The sequence below is a fragment of the Paractinoplanes abujensis genome (assembly GCF_014204895.1).
GTDB classification, from domain to species: domain Bacteria; phylum Actinomycetota; class Actinomycetes; order Mycobacteriales; family Micromonosporaceae; genus Actinoplanes; species Actinoplanes abujensis.
In genome coordinates this window covers 8,742,359-8,768,454 of sequence record NZ_JACHMF010000001.1, presented here as the reverse complement: position 1 = coordinate 8,768,454, position 26,096 = coordinate 8,742,359, and the positions used below count along the sequence as shown (strand labels likewise).

Genomic DNA, 26,096 nt, shown 5'->3' with positions numbered 1-26,096 from the left:
GCCGCACGGGCCCTCGACGCCGCCACCTAGCTCGATCGCCTTCCCGGCCTGCCAGAAGCCCACTTAGAAGCCTGCCGTGTTCACCTCCCCCACGAACCAAGGAGCCCCACGGTGGACAAAGAAGCCGCGCGCATTCGCTACCTTGAAGAACTCTACGACTACAGCCAGTTAAACCCCGGACTGATACCAAGCGCCGACGAGCTGCTGGGTGACAAAAAGGACGGCCAGAGCACCAACTACTGGCGCTCAATCATCGACGGCATGGAACACGACGGCCTGGTCCGCGCCCACCACACCATGGGGAGCGGCGCATTGAAGTCCGCCGCCGACGAGGGGCCGATGCAGAAGGTCCTCGCTAGCAATCTCCATCTCATGGCCCCTGACCAGCTTGGTTTTGGCTGCCGTTGGGTTAAGTCGCATCCGCGGCTAGCTGAAGAATTCGAGCCAGACTTTATGGTGGCTCGGTTCGATAGCAATGGCCTAAGTTGGTACATGGTGGAGCTGCAGAGTCCAGACACGCCGTTGCTCAATAAGCGAGCGGCCGATAAAGGAACTGATCGACGCTCGGGAGAGGCGTCACCCCAGCTTAGAGAGGGCATAGATCAGATTCGCCGATGGCGGGGATGGATCGCCAGGAAGGGAAGCGAAGCCCTCAGCGCAACGGGCTACCCCGGCTTGAATTCATTGGCCGTAGGCATCGTAGTGATCGGAAGGTCCGCAAGCAGAACCGAAGATGATAGTCAAAGGATCAATGAAATAAGGCTTGAAAATCCTCTCGTGTCGATCAGATCCTATGACTGGCTGGCGAGAGAAGAGGCGGCCAGAATTAAAGGCCGGGGCCCGTTTACACCACCCGAAGAATTGGGGTGTGGATTTGACCATAACAGTGGTGTTTTCGTTGATTAGCCTTAAGTCGGTGGATCACCGGACAGATCTTAGCGCCACAAATGTTCACTCTTCTCGGCAGATCCGCACGTCCACGCTCAGAGTGGGTTCATGATCGCGTGTCCGCGACTGCCGACCGTGACCGATCACTGCATACGCCTAACCTGTCCGGCATGGCAAACGACGACCAGGCGGCGTCGCAACCGCGTGCGGGCATGGTGATCAGCGTCCGTACGCGTCAAGACGTCGTCGTGATCGACCCGGACAGGTTCCTCGCCGCGGCTCGGCGGGCCTACCGCACCGACAACCCAGACGCCGACGTCCGGGAAGCAGAGACAGTGATAGCCGACGTCTATGACGCCGTTTCCGCGCTGATCGAACGGTACGGATCGCTAACCTCTGACCATCCCGATGTTGCGGGCGGGGCCCACCCACGTCCAGTCATGCACGGCGGCTTCGGCCTGTTGCCCGGCGATCGAGTTATCAATCGTCCGGATGGCCTGTCGCCGGCGGGCACGCTTCAAACGATCGAGCTGGACGTGCCGACTCTGCAGAGTTACGGATGCTCCCTGCCTGAGGACCCCTTCGCGGCTCCGGACCACGACGACGAGCCTCGGAGCGAACCTGATCATCGCCCAGATTGATCGGCGCCTATAGCGTTGGGCTGGTAGCGGGGGGTGACGTGGGAGAGCTGGCCGACCGGTTGTCGATGATCGCTGTCGAGGCGTATTCGCCTGATAGCGGGCTGGTGGCGTCGGTGCGCGGCCAGGGTGACGTGACGGTTCGGTTCTTTCAACGGTCGTATCGCGACTATCGGGCCGCCGACCTGGCTCATCAGCTGGAAGGGCTAGCGGCGATCGTCTGGGCCCGTTGTCGGCGCAGCTACCTCGAGGTCGTTCGCTCGCTGCGACGTTGGCTACCGCGGTTCTGCCCCGGCCCGGCCGGCGGGCTTACCGGGTCCTCTGGGGGCCGTTGGCCGCGCTGCGCGCCAACCACGGGTTCGCGCTGCTGGGTCTGCGGTACGCGGCGGTCGCCGGTGCTGTCTATGCGGTTCTTGGGGCTACCGCAGGACCCGACTCGCTATGCGCGTCCTTCACGGGCGCCGCCGTGTTCGCGGCCGCGGGATTTCTTGCCGGCGAGTCCGGCTGGCTGGAGTTCCGGCTTGTCCACATGACCTTCGCCGTCCGATGGCACCGGGCAGCGACGAGCCAGGGCAAACGTCACGTAGCCGATCTTCCTACTTATCTGATGCGGTTCATCACCTACGTCTCCCTCGTCGAGTTCGGGCTGCTACGCGTCAACGGCCCGTACTGGGCCTTCCGCCATCAGATCGTCGCGGACCACCTGGAGTCAGCCGCAGAGATCGCCGAGCCGCTGAAGGCGACCCTCAAGTGACCACTCCGACGACGCGTCCGGGGCGAGCACCGACCGACCTGAACTTCAGAAAGCCCTCCGCGCCGCCCGAGCCGGGCTGTTCGACACCCTGCTGGTCTACCGCGTCGACCGTTTCTCCCGCAGCCTGCGCGACCTGACCAGCCTGCTCGACGAACTCGCGGACGCCGACGTCGTGTTCCGCTCGGCGACCGAGCCGTTCGACACCGCCACCCCGGTCGGCCGGATGCTCGTCCAAATGCTCGGCGTGTTCGCCGAGTTCGAGCGCGAAACCGTCATCGACCGCGTCATCGCCGGAATGGAACGCAAGGCCGCCAAGGGCTCTGGACGGGCGGCCCGCGCCCCTTTGGCTACAGCATCGACCGCAAGCTCGACAAACTCGTTTCTAACCCAGCCGAGGCAGCCACTGTCCGCACCATCTTCGACCTCTACGCCATCGACCGGCTCGGCACCAAGACGATCGCCGGTCGCCTCAACGACCAGGGACTGCGTACCCGGCTCGGCAAACCGTGGTCGCAGCACACCGTCGAAATGACCATCACGAACCGGATCTACCTCGGCGAGAAGAACTTCCGCGACATCGTCGTCCCCGACGCCCACGAACCGATCATCGCCCTCGACCAGTTCGACCGCGCCCAGAACATCCTCGCCAAGCGCTCCACCCAGATCGGCCAGCGCGCCGCCAACCCCTCCGCCTACACCCTCACCGGCCTCATCCGCTGCCCGCAATGCGGGCGCGGCTACATCGGCACCGCAGCCAAAGGCCGCTACAAACGTATCGGTACTACACCTGCTGGTACGGCAACAAAGCCGGCTGCGACATCCACCGCTTCAACGCCGACGAGCTGGAAGCCGCGATCGGCGACGCCCTGCTCGACTTCTTCACCACCGGCCACCAGCTGATCACCGACGCGATCACCCGCTTCCAGCAGACCCACGCCGCCTCGACCGGCACCAAGCACGAACGACTCGCCAGCGTCAAGAATGAGCTCCGCGACAACACCACCGCCGTCGACCGCTACCTCACTGCGTTCGAGCGCGGCACCCTCAACGACGATGCCCCCGAAATCCGTGCCCGGCTGAACACGCTCGAGAGCCGGGCCAAAGCACTACGCGCCCGCAAAGCCGAACTCGAACTCTCCCCAGCACCCCGGCCACTCGGCCCGGCCGACCTCGCCGAGATCCAGCAAACCCTCACGAGTGACAACCACATGCTCCGCAAGAGCCTCTTCGAGGCCCTGATCCAGGAAGTCACGATCATCGCGGACGACGCCGTCTTCAAGCTGCCGCTGGCCGGAAACGACGAAGGGCCAGCCCCTGAGGGACTGACCCTTACCGACCGTGACCCGAACCAGATGGTTCGCGCACTGCCATCCGTGGTGGGCGATACTGGGATCGAACCAGTGACCTCTCCGGTGTGAACGGAGCGCTCTCCCGCTGAGCTAATCGCCCTCAACGCGTCATGACTGTACTAGATGTCGACCCGGGCAGGCCAACAGGGGGTCAGGTCAGCCAGTCGCGTCCTACTTCGATCAGGTCGATGCCGAAGCTGAGGCGGAACGAGATGTAGACGACGGCGCTGACGAACAGGAACGTGGCCAGGCCGACGAGCCCTTTCACGGGCCACGACTGGCGGCCGATCCAGTGCGTCCAGGCGAGGACGTGCTTCTTGGTGAACTCGAGCAGGTGTTTGGCCCACGCGAACTCGATGGCCCAGATGGCGAGGCCGGCGATGACGATGGCCCAGCCGGGGCCGGGCAGCGGGATCGCCACGATGCCCACGGCGACAACGATGGCGCCGAGGACTGCGACGGAGATTTTCAGGGCGAGCCGGCCTGTGGGGTTGGCTCGGATCTTCTCCAGCACACCCGCCGGGGCCCGCTCGTGGTCGGGTTTCGTAGTCATTTCATCCCCCAGTGTTCCGGAGCCCCGTCACCACCCGGGAGAAATGGACGTTACCGGAGTAAGTCAACTGCTGGACCACCCGACGCCGGGCGGAACCGAGTACTTGGGGCAGAACAGTACAAGATATCGCTTTTAGTCTTGTGCGAAAGGGTTTTCGGAACCGTCTTCCCACTACTGGGTGAGATCAGCGTATGGCGGAGCGTAACGACAGGGATCACCTGAGTATGGGAAACGCGGGGTTCACCAGCCTCGCAGCGGTGCCGGGGGGAGTTCGTCCATGAGTACCATTCGTCCAACGACCGTCGAGGTCGAGACCTCGCTGCGGCTCGTAGCGCCTGACGCCACGGCTCTGCCCGTGCGCGCCAGTCTGCGTTACGACCCAGCCGACCCTTATGCGGTCCACGTGTTGTTCCACGCAGAATCAGCCGGTGGGGAAGCCGTGAGCTGGTCCTTTGCGCGGGAACTGCTCGTGACCGGGCTCGATGAGCCTGCGGGCATCGGGGACGTCCGGGTGTGGCCGTGGGCCACGCCGCGGGGCGACTTCGTGGCCCTGGCGTTGTCCTCACCTGATGGCAATGCCCTGTTCGAGGTGCCGCGAAGCGTCCTTGTCCGATTCCTCCGGCGCACCTATGTGGTGGTGCCGCGCGGCCGGGAATCCGAACACCTGGACGTCGACGCGGCAGTGAATCGGTTGCTGGCCGGCCGATAGCGTACGAAAAGCGACAGGCGACCCAAGCGGACACTGCCGGTCCGCGGGGGTCGCCTTTTGCATAAACCGCCCCGAATACAAATAACCGGACATTCGTCGCAGAAATGCGGTTCGATCGCGCGGAGATCAGGCGGAAAGACGACAGCGGGGCCGTGGCAGCGTTTTGCCTCGTGCATCGCTGGTCAACGCCGGTTACCGTCGTGGCGCGATGTCCAGTGCAGTCACGCGGCAAGAGACCGCGACCACGTTCCGCCCGCCCGGCTGGGCGGGCGTCGGCACCTGCGCCCTGGACGCCACCTCGGCCCAGCCGCCGGTCCGCCTTCCCTATCACGTGCTGGTGCTGGCCACGGCCGGGCACGGCACGGTCGAGGTCGACTTCTTCGGGCACGCGTGCCGGCCCGGCACCCTGCTCTGGATCCGCCCCGGCCAGGCCCTGCGGGTCGGGCGCAACGGCCTGATCGCCTCCGTGGTGACGTTCGAGCCTCGGTTCGCGGAGCAGGGCGACGAGGTGCCGCTGCAGAACCGCTGGCAGCTGCGCGGCGAGGACGAGGACGCGGTGATCAGCGAGTTCACCCAGCTCGCGGTGGACAGCGAGCGGCACGCGCCGAGTTCGGTCGCCGCCGATCTGCTCCGGCACCAGCTGCGCGTGTTGCTTTTGCGCCTCGCCCTGCTCAGTTCCGGAAGCCCGGCCGGGCCCGAGAGCCGCACGTACACGCGGTTCCGGGGTCTGCTCGAGGCCGGCCACTCGCACAGCCGCCGCGTCGAGGACTATGCGGAGGAGCTCGGCTGCTCCGTCCGTACGCTCACCCGGGCTTGCCTGTCCGTCACGGGCCGCACGGCCAAGCAGGTGGTCGACGACCGGGTGTCGCTGGAGGCCCGGCGGCTGCTCGCCTGCACGCCCCTGTCGGTCGCCGAGGTGGGCCGTCACCTGGGTTTTCCCGAGCCGACGAACTTCGGCCGCTTCTTCCATCGCGAGGTCGGGATGAGCCCGGGGCAGTTCCGCGCCGAGGCCTCGGGCGAGCCCCGCGGCATCATTCCCGCACAGCGACGATCATCTGACTGAGCGTAATTCCCATAAAACCGTGGGGTATGTGCGAGTCTGTGGCGCGGAAGGGGCATGATGGATGCGTGCAGATCTCCGCGCGCGGCGACTACGCGGTCCGGGCGGCCCTGAGCTTGGCTAGGGCTTACCCGGCATTGATGTCCGCCCAAGCCATCGCCCAGGACCAGGAAATGCCGCGCAAGTTCCTCGAGGCGGTGCTGGCCGACCTGCGCCGCGCCGGCGTCGTGCGAGCGCAGCGAGGGGCCGAAGGTGGCTACACATTGTCACAGTCTCCGCGTGATGTGACGATCGGCCAGATCCTGCGGGCGGTCGACGGGCCGCTGGCCGGGGTGCGCGGCCTCCGTCCGGAGGAGACGCGATACACGGGTGCGGCGGAGAACCTGCCCAACTTGTGGGTCGCCGTGCGGGCCGCGGTGCGCGAAGTGGTCGACGAAGTCAACCTGGCCGAGCTGATCAGCGGCCGCATGCCGGCGCACGTCCGCAAGCTGACTACCCGCCCGGACGCGTGGCAACCACGCTGACGTTTGCCGATTTACGAGATCGGGAATCGAACGCCCATCCGACGAACCTGGGAGGGACGTACCGATGGGCCTCGTTTTTCGTAAGCGTAAGAAGATCGGCCCGTTGATCCTGAACTTCACCGAGAACGGCTACTCCTCGTGGAGTCTCAAGATCGGCCGCTGGTCCTGGAACTCGCGCAGCCGGGCGCACCGCTACGACCTGCCCGGCCCGTTCTCCTGGAAGCAGGACAAGAGCCGCTCCTAAGCGAGGGAAAGCAGCACAGAAGCCGCTTTCAAGCGACTTGGGAAGCAGCACAAAAGCCGCTCCTAGGCCTGGACAGAGATGACGACGTCCCCGCCGAGCCGTCCGTGTGACGGCTCGCGGGCGACCGTCCCCGCATCGACCAGCGTATGCAGCACCCGAGTGGCGTCGGCGGCCCGATACACCGTCTCGGTCAGGGCAAAGGTCCGCAACTCGGTCACCGTGCGAGATCCCGTACGTTCCAAATAGGCCAGCAGCTCGCGGCGCAGCGGCCCGGGGTGCGGCGTCAGCGAGATGTCGATCAGGTGCCGGTCGGGGTCGCCCGGGTCGCGGTAGCGGACACCGGCGAACTCGTCGACCGCCCACAGGGCCTCCTTGAAGCTCTCCAGGCTCTTGCCGCCCGTGGCCCCGAAGACCAGCAGCTCACCGGGCTCGTCCGAGTCGGCCAGCTCGACCTGGGTGAACAGGGGCCAACCCGTACGGTAGGAATCGGCTCCTGACCCCGGCGGCAGGATCAGCAGCACCTCGGCCGGCTTGCCCGCGGCCAGGGCGGCCACCGTGGCGGGCGCCGGCGGTTCGTGCGCGTTCGCCGCGTCGAGGAAACCCAGCAGCGGTACCCGTTGAGCCCCGACGGCTTTGAGGCCCACCGGCAGCATTTTCTCCGTCGCGCCGGGAATCGTGTGCACGGCCAGCCCGGCCCCGGCGCCCGACTGCCCGGCGATGGCCGACAGCCGCGGGCCGATCTCCCCCAGGTCGTCCCCGATGGCGAGCATCGTGAGTTCGCGACCCCGTACGAGGTCGGACTGCTCGGCCAGCACCCGCATCGCCGCATCGGCCGTCGCGTCGGCGTAGCCGTGGACGTAAATCACACGCCGGGCCCGGTGCAGGGCGGCCGGGGCCCAGGCCTCGAGGTGGCGGACCAGGAGTTCCCGCTTGATCTGGGCGATTGCTTCAGAGGACATATGCACGTTCTACAGTGCCCGCCCAACGAATCGATCGCAACCTTGCACTTGTACCTACAGTGGTCACATGAGCACTATGGGACACGTGGCCCCTCCACCGCTCGCCGAACTCACCGCGCGCGCCCAGACGTTGTCGTCGGCCGGCGACCTCGCGGGGGCCCGGCGGGTGCTGGACAACGCTCTCGACCCGGCTGCCGCCACCGACCCGCGGCGGGCCGACGCCGATCTCGCGCTGGCCGCGGCCCTGCACGCCCGCATCCTGATCGCGCTGGGCGACGCCCACGGCGCCCGGCTCTGGGCCGGTTACGCCCACGCCGCCGAGGACCGCCTGCACGGCCCCCAGCACCACCGCACGATCGCTGCCGCCGCCACCCACGCGGCGGTGCTGCAGCGGGTCGGTCACTTCGGTCGTGCCGCCCAGGTCTACCGCCAGCTCGTGGGCGACCTCACCGAGCTCGAAGGCGCCGACTCCCCGCGCGTGCTGGCGGCCGAGGCCGACCTGGCCACAGCCGAGCACGCGGCGGGCCACTGCACGGCCGCCCGGTCCCGGCTGCTGGCGGCGTGGCAGCGGCACAGCCGGCGCTACGGGGACGCGTCCCCGGCCGGCATCAAGATGCTGGCCCGCCTGGGCGCGATGGAACGTGAATGCGGCCGTGACGACCAGGCCCGTGAGCATCTGGCCCAGGCGCAGGAGCTGTGCGCCCGTTACCTGCCTTTCGACCATCCCCTCGTACGGCAGGTGGCCGCGCTCGTCGAAGGCTCCGCGTCGGGCAGGCACGTCTGCGGGCGGGTCGAGCAGTCCGACGGCCCCGGTGTGACCACTGTCGGCGCCCCCGGCGTACGGACGGTGCCTTTCCCGAGACGGCCCACCGTGCCCGACCCCGAGGAGTTCCCGCCCGACGACCCCGGGCAGCCGCCGCCCGACAACCGCCCGACCGATCCCAACGGCACGGTCTACCAGCAGCCGCTCTACCTGGCCGACGTGCATCAGGAGCCCGGCGACCTGCAGGGCCGGCACGCCCGCGCCGACACTCCCCCGCCGATGCCCGGCCGGCGCGCGCCCGACTACGGCCCCGACGGCCGTCCCCAGCCGGTCGGCTCGGCGCCCGCCTCGACGTACACGTTGCCGCCCAACACCGAGCGCCTGCCCGTCCGGACCGAGGCCGCGCCGCCGCCGCGCCGCCGCCAGCCCTTCGTGCTCGCCGCCGTGCTGGTCGCCGGGGTGGCCGCCGCGGTCGCCGTGGTCGCCCTGACCCTCCCCGACGCCGACGGCGCCGAGGGTCCGGCCGCCACGGCCACCACACCACCCGCCGCCTCCTCCGCGGCGCCCCCGCCCCCGTCGGCCGCGGCCACCTCCCGCCCGCCGACGGCCGACCCGGGCGCCCCCACCGGCGTCAAGCTCCGCGACAACCGCGACAACGTCCTGCTGCAGTGGACGTACCCCCGCAATTCCGAGGGCCCGATCCTCGTCTCGGGCGGCCGGGCCGGGCAGCCGCAGAAGCCGTTCCAGCAGCTGCCCGCGGGCAGCTCCGACTACGTGGTCTACGGCCTCAACGAGACCACGAACTACTGCTTCACGATCGCCGTCGCGTACGGCACGAACAACATCGACCGTTCGGCCCCGGTCTGCACCAAGCGTTGAGCCCGGCGCCGGTTCCGGCGTGGATCCTGTCCGTCAGATAAGGGCGATGCCGCGTTGCGGCACGTCGACTGTCGGGCGGTGGTGGACATGGCTGGTGCCTTCGCGGCCTTTCCGATTCTCGGGTCGCGCCGACGGCGCCTGGCGCTGACACTCGGCGTCGTTCTGCTGCTCGCCGTCATGCCGGTGCTGATCTCGCGGGCCCTGCAGAGCAGTGCGTCGGTGCGCATCACGGTGGTCGACCTCCGCGATCCGCCGGCGGCCCGCGATGCCGCCCTGGCGTCGCTGCTGCGCGAGGAACGCCGGCACAGCGACGTCCTCATTCTGCTCACACCGGGCGGTGTGCCGTCGCGGTCGTGCTCGAAGTTGCCGCTGCCGCGCTACTGCCCGGCCATCAACGACTTCCCGACGATCGGGTTGTCCCGGGCCGGCAGCGCGACGGCCGCGGTCACGCTCGCCTACGGGGACGGGGCCGCGCCGGCCGACCGAGGGCTCGGGGTCTATGCCGCCAGCCGCACGACCCGTACGGGCGCCGGGCTCCTGTCCGCTCTCCTCGTCGCCTTCGTTCTGGCCCTGGGCGTCGCCTGTCTGGTGGTGGCGCCCGAGGCCCGGGCCGAGGCGGCCCGGGCCCGTCCCTCGCGGACCGAGCCGCAGCGGACTCGGCTGCCGAGGGCCGAGCCACCGCCACGGCCCCGACCGGCGTCGAAGGTTCCCGCCGCCACTCGCGAGTTTCGCCTGCAGCCCGCGGCGGGAGACATCGGTGTCTGCCGCAGTCACTTCGGACCGGACGGTGGCTATGTGTGCTTCGGCGGCGTCCTCGTCGTCTGGGCCGAGATGGTCGCGCACACCGTTGTGCCGGTGCCGGGCGACCGCCTGCAGGTCGTCGGCACCGACCCGGACACCGGAGAACTGCACGTGACCGCGGTCGCGTCCCACCCAGCTGCACACTGAAGAGGAGGCCCGATGACCGACGCCCTGCCGATTCAGCAGGCCAAGAGCCGCCTGCTGATCACCCTCGTCGTCGACACGTCGCTCTCGATGCGGTCGAACGGAGCGATCGACCAGCTCAACGCCGCCCTGCGGAACTGGCGCCGCGAACTGCTGGGCGACGGCTACCTCACAGCGGTGGGCGAGATCGCGCTCATCTCCTTCGGCCACGACTACGTGATCGCGGTCGACCCGGCCGGACGGCAGAAGGGACACGTCGCCGCGCCCTTCCGGCCGGTTCGCGAGTTCGACCCGCCCCGGCTCGAGGCGGGCGGCGCGACGCCGATGGTCGAGGCCGTCCAGTACGCCCTGGAGATCACCGGCGTACGCAAGGACCAGCTGGCCGCGCAGGGCATCCCGCTCGCCCACCGCCCGATGATCTGGCTGGTCACCGACGGCGTGCCGACCGACGACCAGGGCGCCCGCAGTGACCGCTGGCGCGACCTCGCCCCCCTGTTGCGCCAGCAGGAGGCAGGTCGTCACCTGCTCTTCTACGCGATCGGGGTGCCCGGCGCGGAACGGGAGGTGTTGTCCGGCCTGGCCCCGAACTCCTTCTACCACCTGGACGAGCTCGATTTCATGCGCGTGATGCGGCTGGTCTCGGTCAGCCTCAACGCGGCCAAGAACGTCACCCGCAACCAGAGCTCGGACGAGGTCTACGCCGACACGCGTGACCGCTTCGCCCGGACCGAGGAGATGCGGATCTGGCTCGAGAAGAACGGCTGACATGACCGTCGAAGACCGGACGTCGTGGCGGATAGTCGAGGCGTCCGTCACCGGTCCCCATCACGTCCGCAACGGGCTGCCCAATCAGGACGCGCACGGGCATCGGGAGTTCGGGCCGGGGTTGCTGGCGATCGCCGTGGCCGACGGCGCCGGTTCCGCGGCCCGCGCCGACGAGGGAAGTCAACTGGCCGTGGCCGCCGCGCTCGACACGGCGGAGACGATGCTGACCGGCGACCGCCCGTACGCCGGGGCCGAGTGGCAGAGCTTCGCCGAGCGGTACGCACGCGGCACCCTTCGCCGTTTCGACGACTCCCTGCGCGCCTCGTCGAGCCCGGCGGAGTTCGCCACGACGCTGCTGTCGGTGATCGTGGCGCCGCCCTGGTTCGTCTGCTTCTCGATCGGCGACGGCTTCCTGCTCGCCGAGCGCGACCCCGGCGGGATACACCTGCTGGTGCCGCCGCCGCTCGACCGCGAGTTCATGGGCGGGACCGTCTTCCTCACCTCGCCCGAACGAGTGCGGGAGCAGCGGCTCGAGTTGCTGCACGACCCCCGCCTGCGGGGCCTGGCCCTGTGCACCGACGGCCTGATCGAGGGCCTGCTCAACTACGCGCAGGACCGCGGCGGCCGGGCGTGCCCCGTCGCGCCGCCCGAGACGATCGCCTACTTCGACTACGTCCGCGATCCGGCCCACGGCGCCGACGGCCTCAACCGCGCGCTGTCCTCGAACGATTTCGCGGCGACCTCGGGTGACGACAAGACCGTCGCGATGGTGGTGCGGTGATGAGGAACTTCTACCTGCCTTCCGGCACACCCATCCAGCTCGGTGCCCTGCTCGGTGAGGGCCGGCAGGGCTTCGTCTTCGCGGTCGAGGGCACCGACCTGTTCTGCGCGAAGATCTATCTCGAACACTCGGAGGAGCTCGCTCGCCGGTTGAACTCCCTGGTGCAGGCGCCTCAGCGCAACTGGGCCGGCGACGGGCCCGACCACCTGCATCTGGCGTGGCCGCAGTCGACCCTCCAGGACGAGAAGGGCGTCGTACGCGGGGTGCTCATGCCCTACATCCCGGGCGTCGTGCTGGCCGATCTGCTGTCGGGTCAGCGTGGTGACGTCCTCGACGAGCCGGGCTGGCGCACCAGCATCGCGGTGGCCGGGCGGCTCGCCCGCGTCATCAGCCTGGCCCACGAGTCCGGGCTCGTGCTCGGCGACCTCAGCCCGCGCAACATCATGATCGACCGCCGGGGCCGCGTCACGCTGATCGACTGCGACACGGTGCAGTTCACCGACACGGTCACCGGGCGCCGGCTGCCGGCCGAGCACTTCACGCCGGAGTACCTGCCGCCGGAGGCGTTCCCGAAGCCGGCGGTGCCGCTCTCCACCCGGCACGACCGGTTCGGGCTGGGCATCCTCATCTGTCAGGTGCTGATGGACGGTGACCACCCGTACGTGGGTATCCCGGCCGGATCCGCCGAAAGCAACGGGGTCGAGGACAACATCCGCCATGGGCGCAACCGCATCACCGCGCCCGGCAGCCTGGTGCCCCGTCCCGGCACACTGCCGGCCGAACTGCTGCCGGAGGACGTGCGGAAACTGGCCTTCCGGTGTTTCGCTGAAGGCGCGACCGATGCCGCGCAGCGGCCGACCGCCGCCGAATGGGCAAGTGCGCTCGGCCGGGCCGGTTTCGAGCTGATGGGGTGCCGCCAGGACGCCACCCACGCGTATCCGGCGGCGCTGGCGGCGTGTCCTTGGTGCGCTCGGGCCGAGGCGCTGCGGGTGACGCAGAATGCCGCGCCGCCCGGGCAGTCCGTGCCGCCGCCGAGGCCCGGCTCGCAGCCGGCGCAACCAAACCAGCCGGCTCAGCCCGCGCAACCGGCGCCGCCGCAGCCGTCGTGGGCGCAACCGCAGTCGGTGACACCGGCGAGGGGAACGAACGGCAAGACGGTCGCGGCCGTCCTGGCCGTCGTTCTCCTCCTTCTGCTGGTGGTCGCCATCGCGTCCGGGTGAGCAGCTTCGGTCAGGGCCGAGTGAGCGGTTCGGCCGGCGGGCGGTCGTTCCAGGCGTAGCGATACACGACCGCCCGGCGCAGGACCGTCCCGTTCCGGCCGCACAGGCCGGGCCGGATCACGGCCGCGGTGGTGCCGTGCCGCAGCGCATCGGCGGTACGGATGATCTCGTCGGCCTGGTGCAGTCGCTCGTCGAACGGGGTCTCCTCCTGCGGGCGGATCAGGCGGCCGCCGTGGCGCAGCACAAGACCGGTCGCGCGCCGCCGCACCTCGGGCAGGCCGGCCGCGTAGGCCAGGTCCAGCAGATCCCCGGCCAGCGCGTCCTGCTTGCTCAGCAGGGCGGCCCGCTCCTGGGCCAGCGCGTCGCGGGCGTCCTGCAGGGCCGCGTTTTCGCGGTCCAGCGCATCCCGGGAGTCCCGCAGGGCCGCCCTCTCCCGGTCCAGCGCCTCGTGGGCGTCCCGCAAGCCCGCCTTTTCCCGGTCCAGCGCATCACGGGATTCCCGCAGGCCCGCGCGCTCGGCGGCCAGGTCGGCGCGGCCCTTGTTCAGCGCGTCGTAGTCGCCGGCCAGGGCCGCACGTTCCTCCCGCAAGGCGGTGTGCCCGGCCGCCAGGGCCGCGCGCTCACCCGACTCGCGCTGCCCGGCCAGTCTTTGCGCGGCCGCGGCCCGCTCGACCGCCTCCCGCTCTGAGCGCCGCACTCGGGAGCGCGCAACGAGCAAACCGATCAGCAGGCCGAGCAGCAGGCCGGCCAGCCCGGCCAGAACACCGGCGGCGACGCGCATGTCACACGTCCCGTCCGGCCTGCAGACTGGTGATCTCGCCTTCGACGACGCCCGACGACCCGCACCAGGGGCAGGTGTAGACGCGCTGGTCGCCCCGCCAGCAGCCGAGCTTGCTGCAGTTGTTGCACAGCACCAGAGAGGTCGCCCCGCAGGACGTGCAGCCCGGATAATCGTCGGTCGTGGAGAAGCTGCCGTCGATCGACGAGCGGTCGTACCCCTCTTTGCCCGCGGTGCTCTCCTTGACGGGGAAGGCCCAGGTCACCATCCAGTTGCGCCGGCCCGTCTCTTCGAGCCTGATCCCGAACGGCTGCCGGGCGGTCGAGCATCGGCTGATCATCGCCACCACGTTGGGCCTGCTCATCGTTCGCCTCCGGGGTTGTCCAGCACGGCGCCGACCGCTTCGGGCAGGGAAGCCGGACGGCAGATCAGGCCCAGCGACATGTCGTCGCCGCTGCCGCGTTCCGAGATCTCGGAGAGCCACTCCTCCAGGCGGCCCTCGACCGTGTCCAGCCCGTGCGTCACGATCTGCCGGAGGATGTCGCGGCCGAAGGCGAGGAAGCCCTCGTCGCTCTCGTACGAGTTGGACAGTCCGTCCGTCGAGGCCAGCACCAGGGGGGCTGTCTTGCCCGACCACCAGGCCGACCGGAAGTAGCGGGCCGCATCGGTGCTGCACAACGACGTCGTGGCGTTCGCGAACAGGTTGGGGTCGGCCGGCAGCGGCCGGAACACACCGCCGTCGGCGCCCACCACGACGAGGTCACCGTCGCCGATCTGCCAGAACGCCATGAAGGCGTCGGTGACCACAGCGGTGACCACGGTGGAGCCGTACGCGAGGTAGGGATCGGCGGCGACCCGCCGCCGATTCTCCGGGTCGAGCTCACCGAACAACACGCACTTCTCGAAGGGGTCTTTGACCAGCTCCTCCTCGACCAGCTCGCGCCAGCGCCGGACCAGTTGTTCACCCGCGCGCTCCTCGATCTGCCGCTTGGCGACCGACCGGTCGGCACCCGTGGGCGCGAAGTTCAGCAGTTCCTGGGCCAGGTCGTGCGAGGCCTGGACGGCCAGGCGGGAGCCGGCGGCACTGCGGAAGCTGACCGCGCTGCCGTGCCCGTCCGCCACCGTCACCGCCACGCCGGCCCCGGCGCCGCCGGGCGGCAGGAACCCGATGCTGTCCTGATTCTCCCGCTGGGCCCGCACGTGCGAGGCGCCTATGGCCTTGCGCGCAACGACCCGCCAGGCCGACCCGGCCTGGTCCGGCATCGGCTCACCAGACATCGGGGTCGCCATGCGGAGGCGGCGGCGCGGGCACGGGGACCTGGGGCTGGTCGTCCTGGCGGCCGGTCGGCCGGCTCACGGGCTGCGACACGCTCTTGACCACCGCCGTGGACGCCCAGCGGATGAACTTGACCAGGGTGGCCGAGTTCTTGGCAACCATCGGCTTGATCTCCGGATGACCGATGAACCGCTGGAGCACGTCGAGGTCGGCGTCGTCCCCGACGGCGATGGCCAGGCGCACGGCCTTCTTGCCCCAGGGTTCGTCGAGCAGCTGCTTGAGCGGGCCTTGGTAGTCGTCGGTGGGGTAGCCGTCGCTGATCAGGACGAGCACCGGCTGGAGCGCGCGCGAGCTCATCGGCGGTATCTTGAGCTGCTCAGTGACGAGGCGCAGAGCATGGCCCAGGTCGGTGACGCCGGCCGCGGTGACATCGGTCCACGAGAACTGGTCGACCGGGGTCGCCTGGGCGACGTGCCACTGCGCCCCGCTGGAGAACGTCACGGCCCGCAGGAGCATTTCGGCGCCCACGTTGTCCTTGGCTACGTCCTGCATCGCCGGGATGGATTCACGGATGGCGAAGTTGAGCTGGCCGATTTTGTCCCCTTCCATCGAGGAGGAGACGTCGATAATCCAGATGAAATGCAGGGGTCGACGGGCAATATGTTGACCCGGAAGGTCGTCGGTCATGGCACGAAGTATGGAACCGCCCGGACGGATTTAGCAAGGGCGAGGATTTGATGGCCGCCGACTCTTTTTGTTGATCATCATTCGGCGTACTTTTCATTCTGGCGAGTGAGATCTCAGCCGACCCGATCGGAGAGTGCGCAAATATGGACGGAATTCTCGCTCCGGGTGACAAGGTGCGACTCGTGGGCCAGAACACCTGGTGCGTTATTGAGAAACTGCTCGGCGCGGGCGGCCAGGGGGAGGTCTATCAATCGCGGATCGAGAACAGGCCGGTCGCCATCAAGTGGTACTACCCCGAGTGGGCCACGCCCGACCAGCGATCCGCGCTGGCCAACTCGATCCGCTCCGGCCCGCCGGACCAGCGCTTCCTGTGGCCCGAGGCCCTGGTCGAGCAGCCCGGCAGCGAGCTGTTCGGCTATGTCATGGCGCTGCGCGAGGACCGCTACGGCAACATCGCCGACCTGCTCAACCGGCGAATCGGCGCCAGCTTCAGGACGTTGGCCACGGCCGGCGTGCATCTGGCCGACGGCTACTACCACCTGCACGCCAAGGGCCTGTGCTACCGCGACATCTCGCACAACAACGTCTTCTTCATGCCGTCCACGGGTGACGTGCTGATCTGCGACAACGACAACGTCGGGCCGGTCAACATGCCGGCCGCGGTCGGCGGCACGATGAGCTACATGGCCCCCGAGGTGGTGCGGGGTGAGGCACCCCCGTCGGTCCAGACCGACCTGTACTCGCTGGGTGTCCTGCTCTTCATCATGCTGATGAACCACCACCCGCTCGAGGGCGCGCGTGAGGCGAGCATCCACTGCTTCGACAACGTGGCGAAGTACCAGCTGTACGGCGTCAACCCGCTGTTCATCTGGGACCCCGACGACGACAGCAACCGGCCCGTGCCCGGGCTCCAGGACAACGCGCTCGTGTTCTGGCAGCTCTACCCGCAGTTCCTCAAGGACCTCTTCGTCGAGGCCTTCGCACGCGGCACAAGCCACCCTGACCAGCGCGTTCGTGAGGGTCAGTGGAGGCGGGCCATGAACCAGCTCCGCGACACGATCATCTACTGCGCCGCCTGCGGAAAGCAGAACTTCTACGACCTGCACCGGGTGCGAGCCACCGGCGGTGACGCCGGCACGTGCTGGAACTGCGGGGGCAAACTGCAGGTCCCGCCGCGGATCCGGGTCGGCCGCAACCTGGTCATGCTCAACCATGACGCCGAGCTCTTCCCGCATCACCTGGACGACTCGGGCGGGTACCACTTCACCGACCCGTTCGCCAAGGTCGTCGAGCACCCCAGCCGGCCGGGTGTCTGGGGCCTGCGCAACCTCAGCCGGTCGCACTGGACGACCTTCCGCGACGACGGCCAGACCCAGCAGGTCAACCCAGGTCAGAGTGTGTCTCTGAACGACGGCGCGAAGGTGCAGTTCGGCGACGTCGAGGCGGAGATCCGTGGGTCGTGACCGACGATCAGAGGTCGCGGGAGGCGTTGCGGCAGATCGCGCAGGACCCGATCGCCCTCAGTGACCCGCGCCGGGTGGAAGGGTTGCTCCGCGATCTTGCGCCCGGCGCCCGGCGCGAGACGTTTCTGCTTGTCCAGGCGCAGCGTCTGGGCCTGGTGGAGGCGTTGCGGTCCCGGTTGCTGCCCCCGCGGATGCTGGCCGCGCAGTGGATCCACGTCCTCCAGGAGGATCTGGCCCTGACCAGCGAGGCCGCCACCTGGACCGTCACCCGGTGGGCCGAGGCGCTGGCCGCGGCCGGCCTGGCCGACGCGCCGATCGAGGCCGAGCCGGTCGCTCCCCCGCCCTTGGAGATGCCGGCGCCGCCCCGCCCGCGGACCGCCCCGGCGGCCGATCCGCCGGCTCCGGCGCGGGCCCAAGCCGCCGTACCGGCCGGGTCCCGAGCGTTCCCGGCGCCGCCCCAGCCGCGCGAATCAGCTGGTCACGGCGTTGCCGACCAGGGCGTCCAGCTGGCGGCGGAGAGCTGGGCCCTGCGGCACCGCGGCGAGTCCCATCGCCGGCGAGGTGACTTCGGCGCCGCCATGCGCGACCTGAACGCGTCGCTCGCGCTCACCCCGAACGACGCGGAAGCCCTGCTGAGCCGGGGCGACACCTTCCGTGAACTGGGCCAGACCCAACGCGCCCGAGCCGATCTCGACCGGTCGATCGGCATTTCCCCGACGGCCCGTGCATTCGCCGCCCGGGCGGTTCTGCATGCGCAGACCGGATCCACCGAATCGGCGCGGCTCGACATGGCGATGGCCTGCGCCCTCGATCCGGAAAGAAAAAGTTTCGAGGAATGGTGGCGACACTTCTGAGGGGCATGCGAATAGCGCGATCCGCTCGACCGTGACATTAAGGCCGATCTTCGAAATCGCGCAGCATCGCATTTCCCACCGACCGTAGGACGGCGGGCAGAATTGCCACTGATGTCACCGCACGCGTCGCCCGCATTCAGCTCGCACCGGCTGAATACGCACCGAGGACGGTTCCCGCCCGGTGACGAATTGCTCGATGGCCTCCTCGCCCGCATCGTGTCGTCCGCTGACATCTGTTCCTGACGGACAGGACGCGGAACCACGCCGCCCGCAGCGGCGCCGAAGCGGGTTCGTATCCTGGTCGGATGGATGAGGACCAGTTGGATGCCGTTGCCGACTTCGCCGCGCTGGAGCTGCGGCCGGAGCTGCTGCGCGCGCTGAGTGGTCTGGGTTACGAGGAGCCCACCCCGATCCAGCGGGAGGCCATCCCGCCGTTGATCGCGGGCAAGGACCTCGTGGGGCAGGCCGCGACGGGCACGGGCAAGACGGCCGCCTTCGCGCTGCCGCTGCTGCAGAAGCTCGAGGCCGGGGCGCAGGACGGGCCCGCCTCGCTGGTGCTGGTGCCGACCCGCGAGCTGGCCGAGCAGGTGTCGCAGGCGGTCCACCGCTACGGGCGCGAACTCGGCGTGCGCGTCCTCCCCGTCTACGGCGGGCAGCCCATCACCCGCCAGCTGCAGGTGCTGCGGCGCGGGGTCGACATCGTAGTGGGCACGCCGGGCCGGGTGCTCGACCACATCGAGCGCGGCACCCTGCAGCTCGGCGAGGTGGGCACGGTGGTGCTCGACGAGGCCGACGAGATGCTCGACATGGGCTTCGCCGAGGACATCGAGGCGATCCTGGCCGAGACGCCCGAGTCCCGGCAGACCGTGCTCTTCTCGGCCACCATGCCGCCCCGGATCGACGCCATCGCCCGCCGCCACCTGCGCGACCCGCTGCGCATCCGGATGGGCCGGGACACGGCCGCGGCCGACACCCTGCCCAAGGTCCGCCAGACGGCCTTTCTCATCGCGCGGGCCCACAAGACGGCCGCGCTCGGCCGCGTGCTCGACGTCGAGGCGCCCCAGGCGGCGATCGTGTTCTGCCGTACGCGGGAAGAGGTCGACGAGGTCACGCAGAGCCTCAACGGGCGGGGCTACCGGGCCGAGGCGCTGCACGGCGGCATGAGCCAGGACCAGCGCGACCGGGTCATGGGCCGGCTGCGCGGTGGCAGCACCGAGCTGCTGGTCGCCACCGACGTGGCCGCCCGCGGACTCGACGTCGACCTGCTGACCCACGTCATCAACTACAACGTGCCGTCGGCCCCCGAGGCCTACGTGCACCGCATCGGCCGGGTCGGGCGGGCCGGGCGTGAGGGCGCCGCCATCACCCTGGCCGAGCCGCGCGAGCAGCGCATGCTCAAGGCGATCGAGCGGCTGACCGGGCAGCGCATCACGCCGGAGAAGCTGCCCACGGTGACCGACCTGCGGGCGCGGCGGCTGGAACTGCTCCGGACGACCGTACGGGAAACGTTGGAGGACGAGGATCTGGAGCGGTTCCGGCCGATCCTCGACCTGCTGACCGACGAGGCCGACCTCGAACGGGTGGCCCTGGCCGGGTTGAAGCTGCTGAACGAGGCCAACGGCGGCGACGTCGACGAGCCCGAGATCCCGACGGCGTTTCCTCCGCGCGAGCGCGAACCCCGCGACCGCGGCAAACCGGGCGGCCACCGTTACCCCAACGAGCGCCGGCCGCGGGGCAACACCGACGACACCACCCGGGTCTTCGTCGGTCTGGGCCGCCGGGCCGGCCTGCGCCCGCAGGACCTGGTCGGCGCCATCACCAACGAGTCCGGCCTGCCCGCCCGCGACGTGGGGGCGATTCAGATCACCGACCGTTTCGCGCTGGTCGAGGTGCCCGAGGGCGAGGCCGACCGGGTGATCCGGTCGTTGCAGAAGAGCACGATCCGCGGCAAACGGCCCACCGTCCGCCGGGAGCGCTTCGACCGCTAGGGGCCGGGATCGACTGCACCGTCCGGTCTTCCGCCTGGGCACGTTCTCCTTCCAGCACGCCCGCGGCTACGGCGCCCTCACCACCGGGCTGCCGGCCCGGCCGGTCCCACCCCGGTCCTGCTTGATCGGCTCGCCACCTGGTGGAGCTGCGGGAGAGCAGCGCGCTGCTCGTACGCGGGGGTCCGTCGGCGGCTACGGCTTGGCTAGACTGCGCCGAAGCACGCAGAGGCCATGTCAGCGGGGGCGGTGGTCATCATCGAAGACCGGATCGAACGAGCGAAAGAAGCGTACGAGCGAGCGGTTTACCAGGGCGACACGAGCATGCTCGCCGACGCCGAAGAGGCCCTGGACGCCGTCGAGGCCGATGCGGCGCTGGCCCGGGGAAAGCTCCTCCATGCGCGGTTTCAGAGCGCAGCCGGCGCCCCGGCCGTCGAGGATCCCGCCGAGCTGCCGTTGTTCGAGCGCGCCCTCGATCTGTACCGGGCGGTGGGCGACACCCGCGGTGAGGCCGCAGCCCTGTTCTGGATCGGCTGCCTCCACCAGTTCATCCGCCGTGACGACGAGACCGCCGTACCCTGTCTGCAGCGGTCCTACCGGCTGGCGGCCGAGTCCGGGGACGCGGGGATCCAGTCCGAGGCGCTGCGGCATCTGGGTATTGCGGCGCATGCCGCCGGTCGGCTCGACTCAGCTCGGGACCAGCTCGAGGAGTCGTCCCGCCTGCGCCGGGAATCCGGGAACCTCCCCGGCGTAGCGTCGAACATGATCGGGTTGGCCTACATCGCCGCGGCTCAGGATCGGCCTGCGGATGCGATCGCGATTCTCGACGAGGCGCAGGTCATCGCCCGCGCCCATCAGGCCCACGCCATCGTGCGGCACATCGAGCAGGCACGAACAGCGATGTGAGCGCGGGCCCGGTGACCGACGTGACAGTGGTCCGGAAGCGGGCGACGGGTAACGCTTGACGGCGGGCTGGCACCAGGACGGCGACGACAGGGAGTGATGGGCATGGCTGAGGAGAAGGCGATTCTGGCCGGGGGCTGTTTCTGGGGGATGCAGGACCTGATCCGCCGCCGGCCCGGGGTGGTGACGACCCGCGTCGGCTACACCGGGGGCCGGGTGGAGAACGCGACCTACTACAACCACGACGGTCACGCCGAGGCCATCGAGATCACCTATGACCCGGCGCGGACGTCGTACCGGGATCTGCTCGAGTTCTTCTTCCAGATCCACGACCCGACCACGCTCAACCGGCAGGGCAACGACATCGGCACCAGCTACCGGTCGGCGATCTTCTTCACGAGCGACGAGCAGAAGCGGGTCGCCGAGGACACGATCGCCGACGTCGAGGCGTCGGGGTTGTGGCCGGGCCGGGTCGTCACCGAGGTGACCGCGGCCGGGCCGTTCTGGGAGGCCGAGCCGGAGCACCAGGACTATCTGGAGCGCATCCCGGACGGCTACACCTGCCATTTCCCGCGCCCCGGCTGGAAGCTGCCTAAGCGCCCCGCTGCATAGGTAACTCCCCGGGGGCCGCGGCCCGGGGGCGGGTCATCAGGGTGCCGCGATGTTCGTCGTCGCCCCGCACGAGGGCGGCGATGCGCTCGCAGACCTCGGGCTCGAGCGGCCGCAGGGTGGGCCGGGCCGGCTGCTGGGTGATCCAGCCCTGCACGTGCCGGATCCGCTGTTCGTAGATCTCGCGCAGCGTCAGCGGGGACTCGTCGTCGACCCCTTCGACGATGACGACCCGCGGCGCGTGGCTGGCGTGGCGGGCGGTGTCCATCACCAGCGACAGTTCCTTGGCGGCCAGCGGATGGTGCAGGATCGCGCGGTCCACCTTGATCTGGGTGAGCGGCAGTTCGGCCATCCGGGACAGCGACGCGTAGCCCTCGCCGAAGTCGTCGACGGCGAACGCCACCCCGACGTCGCGGGCGATCGCGGCCAGCCGGTTGTGGAAGTACGCGTGCGGCGCCTCGGCCCATTGTTCGCCGCGGCGGGGTTCGATCGGGTCCTGTTCCGAGATCTCCAGCGTGATCGCGGCCGGGTCGAGGCCCAGTTCGGCGATCGCCGTGCGCAGCACCTCGACGTACGCGTCGCTCAGCAACGACCGCACGGCGACGTTGATCGACAGGGGTTTGGGCTCGGACCAGGGGCCGTCGGCGTGGGCGCGGGCGTACGTGTGCAGGGCCATCCGCAGGATCACCTTGTCCCGCTCGACCACGAACCGGTCGCCCCACACCTCGGCCAGCCGCAGCATCGCCACGGGGGCCCGCGAGTCGGCCGCCGAGCGCCGGGCCAGCGCCTCGTAGCTGTGCACCTCGATCCGCCGGGCGGTCTTGCCGAGCGTCACGACGGGCTGGAACACCACCGAGTACGACTCGAGGACGCGCCGGTAGAGCTCGAAGCAGTGCTCGAACAGGGCGCGGGGCAGCCGGCCGAACGCCTCGCGCAGCGCGGTCAGCACTTCGACCTCGGCCTCGTCGGGGGTGGCGGCGAAGTCCGTACGCCAGACGGTCTCCAGGATCTTGGCCAGCGGCTGACCGAGGCCCAGCAGTTCGGGCGCGGGGTCGACCAGGGCCAGCAGCAGGGACCGGCCTTCGGCGTGGCGCAGCGGCACGCAGAGCACCGTGCGGTGGTCGTCGTGGACGGTGTGCCCGAACCAGTCGGCGCCGGGTGGGAAGCGCAGCGTCGGGCGGATCGCGTCGAGGTCGAACCGTTTGCTCGAGTCGATCGGCTGGAACTGCCCGCCCGCGGTGTATTCGAGCAGGGCCGTCGAGTGGGCCTTGGTGGCCGCGCGCACGTATTCGACCCGGGAGGGCGCGGCCACTCCGGCGTCGGCGCGGGTGCCGGTGGAGCGCGGGGCGGCGTGCCGGGGCATGCGGGCGTGTTGCGAGAGGCGCCGGATCAGCTGCCCGATCTCTCCGGTGGCGGCGTCGAGCGGGTTCGCGAGCGGCAGCACGGCCGGCGCCGGTTCACCCGCGGACCCCACGAGCACCACGTCGTCGGTCCACGACGGCCCGGTGACCAGCGGCGTCAAACCTTGTTCCCGTACGGCCTCGGTCAGCGCCGCGATCGTGACGCGCGGCTGCCGGCGCAGTGTGGCCAGCACGTGCGCGGTGAGCACGCCGTGCCCGACCACGGGGGTTTCGCGTTCGGCCGCGTCCTCGGCGCAGGACACCAGCGCGGCGTACCGGTGGCTGCGCGGCCCGGGGAAACCGGACGGGCCGGCGGCGTCGACGACCAGCACGGCGATGCCGGCGAAGAACTCGAGCACGTCCCGTTCCAGAAACGCCATCCGCAGCCCGGAGTCGGGATTTTCGGATAGGGCGGATTCGTCCAGATCGGGAGTGACCAGATAGGTCTCGGCGCCCCGACTCCACATCGGCGTGACCGCCCGGCCCGCGAAATAGACGATCAGGAGATCGGTTTTGCCGGCCCGGGTCGCGATCTGGCGCAGCGCAGCCTTGACTTCACTGGCTGTGACATAGGGGCCCGTGAACAGCCGCGCGTCGAAGCCCTCAAGCTCGAGCAGCTCGTGGACGGCCTCGGCGTCTCGTTCGGCGAAGCGCAAGCGGGTGTAGGTGTCGTTGACCCCCACAATCACCGCGAAGCGCTGATTTGCCATCGAACGCCTCCGGTTTCGCGCACTCCCTGGCTGACCTGCTTCCGAGTGCGGCCGTCGCTGATGATAGCGATCAGTTCGGCTCAATCAAATCGATCTTTGCCGACAAATCCACTCGTACGGGGTAGTGATCGGAAGCAAACTCCGTCTCGTCCCCGCGGATCACCGTCATGGCGCTCGCGCCCTCGGCGATCGTGGGGCCGGCCAGCACGTAGTCGAGGCGCATGCGGCTGAACTCGCGGCCGCCGCCGCGCGTGGTCGGCACCGTCAAGGGCGAGCCCGAGCCGACCCGTTTCCACAGGTCGACGAACCCGGCGGCGCCGAACGCGGCCAGCGCCCGGGTGTCGGCCGTGCCGTCCGCGGCCAGGTGCCGGGCCCGCAGGAAGCCGGGCTGCGGGGCCAGCGTCTCGGTGTGGTCGGTGCCCGGGTCGAGGCCGTTGAGGTCGCCGGCCAGCACCGTCGGCACCTTGTCGGGCCGGTAGCGCGCGGCCAGCCAGAGCGCCTCGCGCATGCGGCGGTAGGGCGAGAACGGATTCAAGTGAGTGCTCACCACGCGGAGAGGGCCGGCCGGCGTCGCCACCGTCACGACCGCGGCCGCGTGGTGCAGCCGGAAGCGCACCGAGGAGCGCTCGATGATCGTCAGGGGCGGCCGGACGAGCACGGCGACCGGCTGCCCGAGGAACGAGCGGGCCAGGTGCGGCACCATGCCCACCGCGTTGGCCAGGTCGCTCATGATCCGGCCGTCGTCGCGGTCGAAGCCGCGCAGCTCCTGCAGGGCGAGCACGTCGGGCCGCTCCCGCTTGATCACCGTGGTGATCGCGTCGAGCCGGCCCTTCCCGCCCGTCTTGATGTTCCAGGTCATGAACCTCATGCCGGCACCCGCCGCTGCTGCTCCGGCTGCGGCTCCTCCAGCTGCGGCTGCTCCGGCTTCAGCTCGTGCTGCTCCTGCACGTCCTGCGCGGCCTCCGAGACGGTTCGCGCCCGCTCGTTCGGACGCAGGATGAGGTAGAGCGCACCCACCCAGCACGCCGTGAGCAGCGTCGCCCCGAGCACGTCGGTCGGGTGGTGCATGCCGCGGTACATCCGGGACAGCGCCACCATCGCCGGCATCAGCACCGCGAGGGCCAGGAAGACGTAGCGCCACCACTGCCGTACGCGGGGCATGACCACCACGGCGATGGCGACCCACACGCACATGGTGGCCGCGATGTGACCCGACGGGAACGACGAGGTCGGCATCTGGCCGTCCAGCTGCTCGACCGGCGGACGCGGGCGCCCGACGGCGGCCGCGCTGGTCAGGAACAGGGTGAGCTCGCCGGCCATGGTCAGCACGATGAACACGATCGGCCGCCACTGCCGCCACAGGGCCAGCGCCAGCGGGCAGACGACCAGGCAGATCATCAGGATCGCGTGGGTGTCGCCGGCCTTGGAGGCGAGCCAGCTCAGGTGGTCGAGCCGCTCGGTGCGGAACGTCTGCAGCCACCGGTTCACGCCCTCGTCCCACGAGCCGAACGCGGTGTCGCGCGTCCAGTTCGTGAAGACGTACCCGACGAAGTACAGGACGCCGAACGTGAACACCCAGCCGACCAGGATCTCGGCGCCCTTGGCCCACGGGTGGGGCAGCACCTTCTCCTCGGCCGGGGCGGGCGCGAGATCGGCTGCGGCCTCCGGTTCGAGACCGTCGGTGACGGGCGGGACGGTGTGGCCGGCCTCGCGGCGCCACACCCGGAACGCGTACGCGGTGACGCTGATCCAGGCCAGCCCGAGCAGCCAGCCGGCGAGCACGTCGGAGAGGAAATGCACGCTGAGCGCGACGCGGGTCAGCCCGACGGCCACGATGATCACGGCCGCGACCGTCAGGATCGCCCCCTTCCAGCGGCCCCGGGTGGCCGAGAGCAGCACCAGCGCCAGCGCGCCCCAGACGATGGTGGCGCCCAGCGTGTGCCCGCTCGGGAAACTGTTGCCCCCGCCGAACGCGACCGGGTCGGCCACCACCGGACGCACCCGCCCGACCAGCGCCTTGAGCGACGGGTCGAGGATCATCGCGCCCAGACCGGTGACCGCCAGATAGATGGCCAGGCGGGGCCGGCGGCGGATCAGCAGCCACAGCACCACCATGGTGACCAGCGGGATCAGCACGCCGCGGCCGCCCAGCGAGGTGATCACAGTGATCACCTTGACGACCGCCGGGTGCGGCGCGACCAGGTTGTTCATGCTCTCGGCGATCGACTGGTCGAGCTCGCGCAGCGGGCCCCAGTTGCCTCGTACGAGCAGGAGCAGCAAGCCGAAGCCGAGCCCGGCCAGCACGACCGCGGCCAGGCCGGCCACGCTGCGCCCGGCGAAATGCCTTACCGGCGCCCACCCGGCGCGCTCCACCACATGCTTGTCGTCCGTCACGAATCG

27 protein-coding genes, 1 tRNA gene and 1 pseudogene are annotated in these 26,096 nt (G+C 69.8%); 19 read left to right on the top strand and 10 right to left on the bottom strand.

From position 1 onward, the window contains the following. The first annotated feature begins 111 nt into the window (after nucleotides 1-111). The 5 genes and pseudogenes from BKA14_RS40490 to BKA14_RS40470 all read left to right on the top strand — a co-directional run bounded on the left by BKA14_RS40490 (nucleotide 112) and on the right by BKA14_RS40470 (nucleotide 3,180). Complete coding sequence (locus tag BKA14_RS40490; protein WP_184956007.1) at nucleotides 112-906, top strand: Shedu anti-phage system protein SduA domain-containing protein; 795 nt, start codon at nucleotides 112-114, stop codon at nucleotides 904-906. 152 nt (nucleotides 907-1,058) lie between these two features. Further along, nucleotides 1,059-1,529, top strand: coding sequence for a hypothetical protein (locus BKA14_RS40485; RefSeq protein ID WP_184956006.1), 471 nt, complete (start codon nucleotides 1,059-1,061; stop codon nucleotides 1,527-1,529). A gap of 328 nt (nucleotides 1,530-1,857) precedes the next feature. Next, nucleotides 1,858-2,280, top strand: coding sequence for a hypothetical protein (locus tag BKA14_RS40480; protein WP_184956005.1), 423 nt, complete (start codon nucleotides 1,858-1,860; stop codon nucleotides 2,278-2,280). A 64-nt stretch (nucleotides 2,281-2,344) separates the two neighbouring features. Further along, nucleotides 2,345-2,539: pseudogene (locus BKA14_RS45635) on the top strand (recombinase family protein); the annotation flags it as partial. Between the two features lie 95 nt (nucleotides 2,540-2,634). Then, entirely contained in the window at nucleotides 2,635-3,180 is a 546-nt protein-coding gene (locus BKA14_RS40470; protein ID WP_184957244.1) for a recombinase family protein, read from the top strand. A 474-nt stretch (nucleotides 3,181-3,654) separates the two neighbouring features. On the opposite strand, the gene BKA14_RS40465 is transcribed toward BKA14_RS40470, so the two are convergent. Together BKA14_RS40465 and BKA14_RS40460 are read right to left on the bottom strand one after the other, a co-directional pair. Beyond that, a tRNA-Val gene (locus BKA14_RS40465) sits at nucleotides 3,655-3,729 on the bottom strand. A 51-nt stretch (nucleotides 3,730-3,780) separates the two neighbouring features. Beyond that, a complete protein-coding gene (locus tag BKA14_RS40460; RefSeq protein WP_184956004.1) occupies nucleotides 3,781-4,182 on the bottom strand; it encodes a TIGR02611 family protein in 402 nt (133 codons plus the stop codon). A 277-nt stretch (nucleotides 4,183-4,459) separates the two neighbouring features. Between BKA14_RS40460 and BKA14_RS40455 the strand changes: the two genes are divergently transcribed. The 4 genes from BKA14_RS40455 to BKA14_RS40440 all read left to right on the top strand — a co-directional run bounded on the left by BKA14_RS40455 (nucleotide 4,460) and on the right by BKA14_RS40440 (nucleotide 6,719). After that, complete coding sequence (locus BKA14_RS40455; protein ID WP_020514863.1) at nucleotides 4,460-4,891, top strand: SsgA family sporulation/cell division regulator; 432 nt, start codon at nucleotides 4,460-4,462, stop codon at nucleotides 4,889-4,891. Between the two features lie 208 nt (nucleotides 4,892-5,099). Continuing rightward, nucleotides 5,100-5,954 carry a helix-turn-helix transcriptional regulator gene (locus BKA14_RS40450; protein WP_184956003.1) on the top strand — a complete coding sequence of 285 codons (855 nt, stop codon included), beginning with the start codon at nucleotides 5,100-5,102 and terminating at the stop codon, nucleotides 5,952-5,954. A gap of 65 nt (nucleotides 5,955-6,019) precedes the next feature. After that, nucleotides 6,020-6,475, top strand: coding sequence for an RrF2 family transcriptional regulator (locus tag BKA14_RS40445; RefSeq protein ID WP_184956002.1), 456 nt, complete (start codon nucleotides 6,020-6,022; stop codon nucleotides 6,473-6,475). Between the two features lie 64 nt (nucleotides 6,476-6,539). Further along, on the top strand, nucleotides 6,540-6,719 hold the full coding sequence (locus BKA14_RS40440) for a DUF4236 domain-containing protein (protein WP_184956001.1): 180 nt from the start codon (nucleotides 6,540-6,542) through the stop codon (nucleotides 6,717-6,719). 62 nt (nucleotides 6,720-6,781) lie between these two features. Here the strand turns inward: BKA14_RS40440 and BKA14_RS40435 are convergent, their stop codons facing one another. Continuing rightward, a complete protein-coding gene (locus BKA14_RS40435; RefSeq protein WP_184956000.1) occupies nucleotides 6,782-7,678 on the bottom strand; it encodes a hypothetical protein in 897 nt (298 codons plus the stop codon). 67 nt (nucleotides 7,679-7,745) lie between these two features. Between BKA14_RS40435 and BKA14_RS40430 the strand changes: the two genes are divergently transcribed. The 5 genes from BKA14_RS40430 (at nucleotide 7,746) to BKA14_RS40410 (ending at nucleotide 13,031) form a co-directional block, all read left to right on the top strand. After that, nucleotides 7,746-9,320, top strand: a complete 1,575-nt coding sequence (locus tag BKA14_RS40430; RefSeq protein ID WP_239092656.1) for a fibronectin type III domain-containing protein — start codon at nucleotides 7,746-7,748, stop codon at nucleotides 9,318-9,320. Between the two features lie 87 nt (nucleotides 9,321-9,407). Beyond that, on the top strand, nucleotides 9,408-10,268 hold the full coding sequence (locus BKA14_RS40425) for a hypothetical protein (RefSeq protein WP_184955999.1): 861 nt from the start codon (nucleotides 9,408-9,410) through the stop codon (nucleotides 10,266-10,268). A 12-nt stretch (nucleotides 10,269-10,280) separates the two neighbouring features. Then, the gene (locus BKA14_RS40420) at nucleotides 10,281-11,030 is read left to right on the top strand and encodes a vWA domain-containing protein (RefSeq protein ID WP_184955998.1); all 750 of its coding nucleotides are present in this window, start codon (nucleotides 10,281-10,283) and stop codon (nucleotides 11,028-11,030) included. A gap of 1 nt (nucleotide 11,031) precedes the next feature. Then, the gene (locus BKA14_RS40415; protein ID WP_184955997.1) at nucleotides 11,032-11,811 is read left to right on the top strand and encodes a PP2C family serine/threonine-protein phosphatase; all 780 of its coding nucleotides are present in this window, start codon (nucleotides 11,032-11,034) and stop codon (nucleotides 11,809-11,811) included. After that, nucleotides 11,811-13,031, top strand: a complete 1,221-nt coding sequence (locus BKA14_RS40410) for a protein kinase domain-containing protein (RefSeq protein ID WP_184955996.1) — start codon at nucleotides 11,811-11,813, stop codon at nucleotides 13,029-13,031. Before BKA14_RS40415 ends, BKA14_RS40410 begins: the two co-directional genes overlap by 1 nt. 10 nt (nucleotides 13,032-13,041) lie before the next feature. Here BKA14_RS40410 and BKA14_RS40405 read toward each other — a convergent pair whose 3' ends face one another. The 4 genes from BKA14_RS40405 to BKA14_RS40390 are packed head-to-tail and all read right to left on the bottom strand — an operon-like array spanning nucleotide 13,042 to nucleotide 15,772. After that, nucleotides 13,042-13,812 (bottom strand): nucleotide exchange factor GrpE, encoded by a 771-nt coding sequence (locus BKA14_RS40405; RefSeq protein ID WP_184955995.1) that lies wholly within the window; start codon nucleotides 13,810-13,812, stop codon nucleotides 13,042-13,044. 1 nt (nucleotide 13,813) lies between these two features. Beyond that, nucleotides 13,814-14,173, bottom strand: coding sequence for a TerY-C metal binding domain-containing protein (locus BKA14_RS40400; RefSeq protein WP_184955994.1), 360 nt, complete (start codon nucleotides 14,171-14,173; stop codon nucleotides 13,814-13,816). After that, a complete protein-coding gene (locus tag BKA14_RS40395) occupies nucleotides 14,170-15,072 on the bottom strand; it encodes a PP2C family serine/threonine-protein phosphatase (RefSeq protein WP_184955993.1) in 903 nt (300 codons plus the stop codon). Before BKA14_RS40395 ends, BKA14_RS40400 begins: the two co-directional genes overlap by 4 nt. A gap of 4 nt (nucleotides 15,073-15,076) precedes the next feature. Then, the gene (locus BKA14_RS40390) at nucleotides 15,077-15,772 is read right to left on the bottom strand and encodes a vWA domain-containing protein (protein ID WP_184955992.1); all 696 of its coding nucleotides are present in this window, start codon (nucleotides 15,770-15,772) and stop codon (nucleotides 15,077-15,079) included. 143 nt (nucleotides 15,773-15,915) lie between these two features. Here BKA14_RS40390 and BKA14_RS40385 point away from each other — a divergent pair, with 143 nt between their 5' ends. The 5 genes from BKA14_RS40385 to msrA all read left to right on the top strand — a co-directional run bounded on the left by BKA14_RS40385 (nucleotide 15,916) and on the right by msrA (nucleotide 21,589). Continuing rightward, nucleotides 15,916-17,235, top strand: a complete 1,320-nt coding sequence (locus tag BKA14_RS40385; protein WP_184955991.1) for a protein kinase domain-containing protein — start codon at nucleotides 15,916-15,918, stop codon at nucleotides 17,233-17,235. Next, a complete protein-coding gene (locus tag BKA14_RS40380) occupies nucleotides 17,232-18,089 on the top strand; it encodes a tetratricopeptide repeat protein (RefSeq protein ID WP_184955990.1) in 858 nt (285 codons plus the stop codon). Before BKA14_RS40385 ends, BKA14_RS40380 begins: the two co-directional genes overlap by 4 nt. Before the next feature lie 305 nt (nucleotides 18,090-18,394). Continuing rightward, nucleotides 18,395-20,077 carry a DEAD/DEAH box helicase gene (locus BKA14_RS40375; RefSeq protein WP_184955989.1) on the top strand — a complete coding sequence of 561 codons (1,683 nt, stop codon included), beginning with the start codon at nucleotides 18,395-18,397 and terminating at the stop codon, nucleotides 20,075-20,077. A 246-nt stretch (nucleotides 20,078-20,323) separates the two neighbouring features. Further along, on the top strand, nucleotides 20,324-20,980 hold the full coding sequence (locus BKA14_RS40370) for a tetratricopeptide repeat protein (RefSeq protein WP_239092657.1): 657 nt from the start codon (nucleotides 20,324-20,326) through the stop codon (nucleotides 20,978-20,980). 102 nt (nucleotides 20,981-21,082) lie between these two features. After that, a complete protein-coding gene (msrA, locus tag BKA14_RS40365) occupies nucleotides 21,083-21,589 on the top strand; it encodes a peptide-methionine (S)-S-oxide reductase MsrA (RefSeq protein WP_184955987.1) in 507 nt (168 codons plus the stop codon). Here msrA and BKA14_RS40360 read toward each other — a convergent pair. From BKA14_RS40360 to BKA14_RS40350, 3 genes are all read right to left on the bottom strand, one after another. Next, the gene (locus BKA14_RS40360; protein ID WP_221477428.1) at nucleotides 21,570-23,696 is read right to left on the bottom strand and encodes an EAL domain-containing protein; all 2,127 of its coding nucleotides are present in this window, start codon (nucleotides 23,694-23,696) and stop codon (nucleotides 21,570-21,572) included. The two genes, msrA and BKA14_RS40360, sit on opposite strands and share 20 nt — an antisense overlap. Nucleotides 23,697-23,766: 70 nt before the next feature. Beyond that, a complete protein-coding gene (locus BKA14_RS40355) occupies nucleotides 23,767-24,564 on the bottom strand; it encodes an endonuclease/exonuclease/phosphatase family protein (protein ID WP_184955986.1) in 798 nt (265 codons plus the stop codon). After that, the gene (locus BKA14_RS40350; RefSeq protein WP_184955985.1) at nucleotides 24,561-26,090 is read right to left on the bottom strand and encodes a phosphatase PAP2 family protein; all 1,530 of its coding nucleotides are present in this window, start codon (nucleotides 26,088-26,090) and stop codon (nucleotides 24,561-24,563) included. The genes BKA14_RS40355 and BKA14_RS40350 overlap by 4 nt, the downstream gene beginning before the upstream one ends. Between the last annotated feature and the right edge of the window lie 6 nt (nucleotides 26,091-26,096).

Bases quoted from the DNA above. Each gene is read 5' to 3' on its own strand.
- BKA14_RS40485 (WP_184956006.1), top strand. From the start codon at position 1,059: ATGGCAAACGACGACCAGGCGGCGTCGCAACCGCGTGCGGGCATGGTG.
- BKA14_RS40460 (WP_184956004.1), bottom strand. From the start codon at position 4,182: ATGACTACGAAACCCGACCACGAGCGGGCCCCGGCGGGTGTGCTGGAG.
- BKA14_RS40455 (WP_020514863.1), top strand. From the start codon at position 4,460: ATGAGTACCATTCGTCCAACGACCGTCGAGGTCGAGACCTCGCTGCGG.
- BKA14_RS40450 (WP_184956003.1), top strand. From the start codon at position 5,100: ATGTCCAGTGCAGTCACGCGGCAAGAGACCGCGACCACGTTCCGCCCG.
- BKA14_RS40440 (WP_184956001.1), top strand. From the start codon at position 6,540: ATGGGCCTCGTTTTTCGTAAGCGTAAGAAGATCGGCCCGTTGATCCTG.
- BKA14_RS40435 (WP_184956000.1), bottom strand. From the start codon at position 7,678: ATGTCCTCTGAAGCAATCGCCCAGATCAAGCGGGAACTCCTGGTCCGC.
- BKA14_RS40430 (WP_239092656.1), top strand. From the start codon at position 7,746: ATGAGCACTATGGGACACGTGGCCCCTCCACCGCTCGCCGAACTCACC.
- BKA14_RS40425 (WP_184955999.1), top strand. From the start codon at position 9,408: ATGGCTGGTGCCTTCGCGGCCTTTCCGATTCTCGGGTCGCGCCGACGG.
- BKA14_RS40420 (WP_184955998.1), top strand. From the start codon at position 10,281: ATGACCGACGCCCTGCCGATTCAGCAGGCCAAGAGCCGCCTGCTGATC.
- BKA14_RS40415 (WP_184955997.1), top strand. From the start codon at position 11,032: ATGACCGTCGAAGACCGGACGTCGTGGCGGATAGTCGAGGCGTCCGTC.
- BKA14_RS40410 (WP_184955996.1), top strand. From the start codon at position 11,811: ATGAGGAACTTCTACCTGCCTTCCGGCACACCCATCCAGCTCGGTGCC.
- BKA14_RS40405 (WP_184955995.1), bottom strand. From the start codon at position 13,812: ATGCGCGTCGCCGCCGGTGTTCTGGCCGGGCTGGCCGGCCTGCTGCTC.
- BKA14_RS40400 (WP_184955994.1), bottom strand. From the start codon at position 14,173: ATGAGCAGGCCCAACGTGGTGGCGATGATCAGCCGATGCTCGACCGCC.
- BKA14_RS40395 (WP_184955993.1), bottom strand. From the start codon at position 15,072: ATGCCGGACCAGGCCGGGTCGGCCTGGCGGGTCGTTGCGCGCAAGGCC.
- BKA14_RS40390 (WP_184955992.1), bottom strand. From the start codon at position 15,772: ATGACCGACGACCTTCCGGGTCAACATATTGCCCGTCGACCCCTGCAT.
- BKA14_RS40385 (WP_184955991.1), top strand. From the start codon at position 15,916: ATGGACGGAATTCTCGCTCCGGGTGACAAGGTGCGACTCGTGGGCCAG.
- BKA14_RS40375 (WP_184955989.1), top strand. From the start codon at position 18,395: ATGGATGAGGACCAGTTGGATGCCGTTGCCGACTTCGCCGCGCTGGAG.
- msrA (WP_184955987.1), top strand. From the start codon at position 21,083: ATGGCTGAGGAGAAGGCGATTCTGGCCGGGGGCTGTTTCTGGGGGATG.
- BKA14_RS40360 (WP_221477428.1), bottom strand. From the start codon at position 23,696: ATGGCAAATCAGCGCTTCGCGGTGATTGTGGGGGTCAACGACACCTAC.
- BKA14_RS40355 (WP_184955986.1), bottom strand. From the start codon at position 24,564: ATGAGGTTCATGACCTGGAACATCAAGACGGGCGGGAAGGGCCGGCTC.